Source organism: Alcanivorax sp. HI0083, from assembly GCF_001635175.1.
In genome coordinates this window covers 1-2,665 of the sequence record NZ_LWFX01001461.1, presented here as the reverse complement: position 1 = coordinate 2,665, position 2,665 = coordinate 1, and the positions used below count along the sequence as shown (strand labels likewise).

2 protein-coding genes are annotated in these 2,665 nt (G+C 63.0%); both read right to left on the bottom strand.

Annotated features, from left to right (window positions below; all coding sequences use genetic code 11):
* Window positions 1–971, bottom strand: a 971-nt coding sequence (locus tag A3754_RS22145; protein WP_156497146.1) for an AMP-binding protein, incomplete at its 3' end; no start/stop codon positions are given.
* The coding region (locus A3754_RS22140) for a biotin/lipoyl-containing protein (protein ID WP_063521361.1) at window positions 968–2,665 on the bottom strand (1,698 nt) is incomplete at its 5' end. The genes A3754_RS22140 and A3754_RS22145, both read right to left, overlap by 4 nt.

Sequence of the window (2,665 nt, the reverse complement as noted above, 5' to 3'; positions counted from 1 at the left end):
GTGGCGCCGGTGTGCAGGCCGCAGATAAGCCAGTTCCACATCATCCAGCCGCAGGTGGTGAAGTAGAACAGGGTGTCGGTGTCGCGCACATCGCCGTGCAGATGCAGTTCTTTGGTCTGCTGAAGCAGGGTGCCGCCAGCTCCATGGACGATGCATTTGGGCTGCCCGGTGGTGCCGGAGGAATAGAGAATAAAAAGCGGATGATCGAAGGGCAGGCGCATAAAGTCAGGCGCCGGGCCGGCGGCCTCCAGCCAGGCGCCCCAGATCAGTGCCCGGGGAACGCTGCTGCTATCGCCACGGCCGGGTACCACAATCAATAATTCCGGTTTCAAGGCCTCATGCAATGCGTCTATACGCTCGCCGAGATCGATCCACTTGCCGTTGTAGTGATAGCCATCACAGGCCAGCAGCACCTTGGGTTCGATCTGTCCGAAACGATCCAGCACCCCGGAAACCCCGAAATCCGGGGAGCAGGAGGACCAGACAGCACCGATCCAGGCGGCGCCCAGGGCCGCGATCAGGGTTTCGGTGCGGTTGGGCATAAAGCCCGCTACCCGGTCTCCGGGTTGAATGCCGGCCGCTAGCAGTTGGGCGGCCACTTTGCCGGCGGCCACCCGCAGTTGTGCATAGCTGATGACACTGCGGCTGCCATCTTCCAGCACGCTGACGACGGCGGTGTGAGTGTCGTTACGTTTGAGCAGGTTTTCCGCGTAATTGAGTTCGCCGTGGGCAAACCAGCGGGCGTCCTGAAAGCGTTCCCCTGGCGTCAGCACGGTATCGCCGGGCCGGCCGACCACACCGCAATGATCCCAGACCTGTTGCCAGAAGGCGTCCGGTTGCTCCACAGACCAGCGATGCAGGGCCTGATAATCCGTTAAAGGCAGACCACTGTTGGTGCGTGCCTGTTGCCAGAAAGCGGCCAGGTGGGTGTGCTGGATGCTGTCATCGGGTTGCCAGAGAGGCTCGCTCATTCTGTCTCTCCCTTGCTGTCGGTATCCGCGTGGCTGTCAGCGGCGGTGAATTCCACCAGCACCGTGCCTTCGCTGACACTGTCGCCAGCGGCGACGGCAAAGCCGTTCACCGTGCCGGGTACGGTGGCGCGCAGGGTGTGCTCCATTTTCATGGCTTCCAGTGTAATCACCGCATCGCCGGCTTCAACGCTATCGCCGGGGGCAGTATGCAGGGCGACAATGGTGCCGCTCATGGGGGCGCTGAAGCCGCCAGCATCCGCATGCCGGGCGGTATCACGGCTGGGGTTCAGGGTGACCGGGTAGGCTTGGCCGCCCACAAACAGCACCACTGTGTGGGTATTTTGCCAGGCGAAGCGGGCCGCCAGGCTGTCCGTTCCCCAATGCAGGCTGAAATCTTGGTCGGCGGTAGTCACGGCAAAACTGACAGCGGCCTGACGGTCACCGATAGCGGTTTGCTGGCCGTCTTCGCGTACGGTGAATTGTTCACCGTTTGCTTCCACCCGGGTTTGGCGCAGGCGCTGATTCAGTGGGCGCCAGCCATTGAGGGATTGCCAGGGGCTGTCGCCGGTGGCCTTGTGCGCCTGCAAGCGCGCCGCAGCCAGGGCCAGCAAGGCGGGGTCGACGGCGGTGGCCTCCAGCAAATGCGGGCGATGTTCGAGCAAGCGGGTATCCAGCTCGGCCCCGGCGAAAGCCTCGTCGTTGAGTACCCGGCGCAGGAAGGCGGCGTTATGGTGGATGCCTTCCAGCTCCAGGGCGTCCAGTGCCTGAATCAGTTGTTGCCGGGCGGCGTTGCGGTCCTCGCCATGACAGATCAGCTTGGCGATCATGGGATCGTAGTGCTCGTCTACCCGGTCGCCCTGTTCGTAGCCAGCATCCACCCGGCTGAGGGAATGGGGCCAACGCAAATGGCGCAGCAAACCGGAGGAGGGCAGAAAGCCCTGTTCCGGGTTTTCCGCATAGAGACGTACTTCCATGGCGGCGCCGTGGCGCTGGATCTGCTCCTGCTGTTTGGGCAGCGGTTCCCCCGCTGCCACGGACAGCTGCCAGGCTACCAGGTCTTCGCCGGTGATCATTTCGGTGACCGGGTGTTCCACTTGCAGGCGGGTGTTCATTTCCATGAAGTAGAACTGGCCATCCTCGCCGTAAAGGAATTCGACGGTGCCTGCACCCCGGTAATCAATGGCTTTGGCGGCTTGCACTGCGGCATGCCCGAAGGCGTTGCGGGTGGCTTCATCCAGACCCGGCGCCGGCGCTTCTTCGATAATTTTCTGGTGGCGGCGCTGCACGGAACAGTCCCGTTCGAACAGGTGCACGGCGTTGCCGTGATTGTCAGCAAACACCTGAACTTCCACATGGCGGGCGGTGGCCAGGTAACGTTCCAGCAGCACCCGATCGTCACCAAAGGCGTTACTGGCTTCGCGGCGCGCGGCGGCCAGGGCTTCATCGAATTCCTCGGCACGATTGACCACGCGCATGCCTTTGCCACCGCCGCCGGCGACTGCCTTGATCAGCAGCGGGAAACCGACTTCGCTGGCGGCAGTGGTCAGCTCGCTGTCGCTGGCGCCTTCTTTATCGAAGCCGGGCAGAACGGGTACGCCACTTTCGGCCATCAATTGGCGGGCGGCGGCCTTGTCGCCCATGACTTCGATGGCGCGGGCATTGGGACCCACAAAGATGATGCCAGCCTGGTCGCA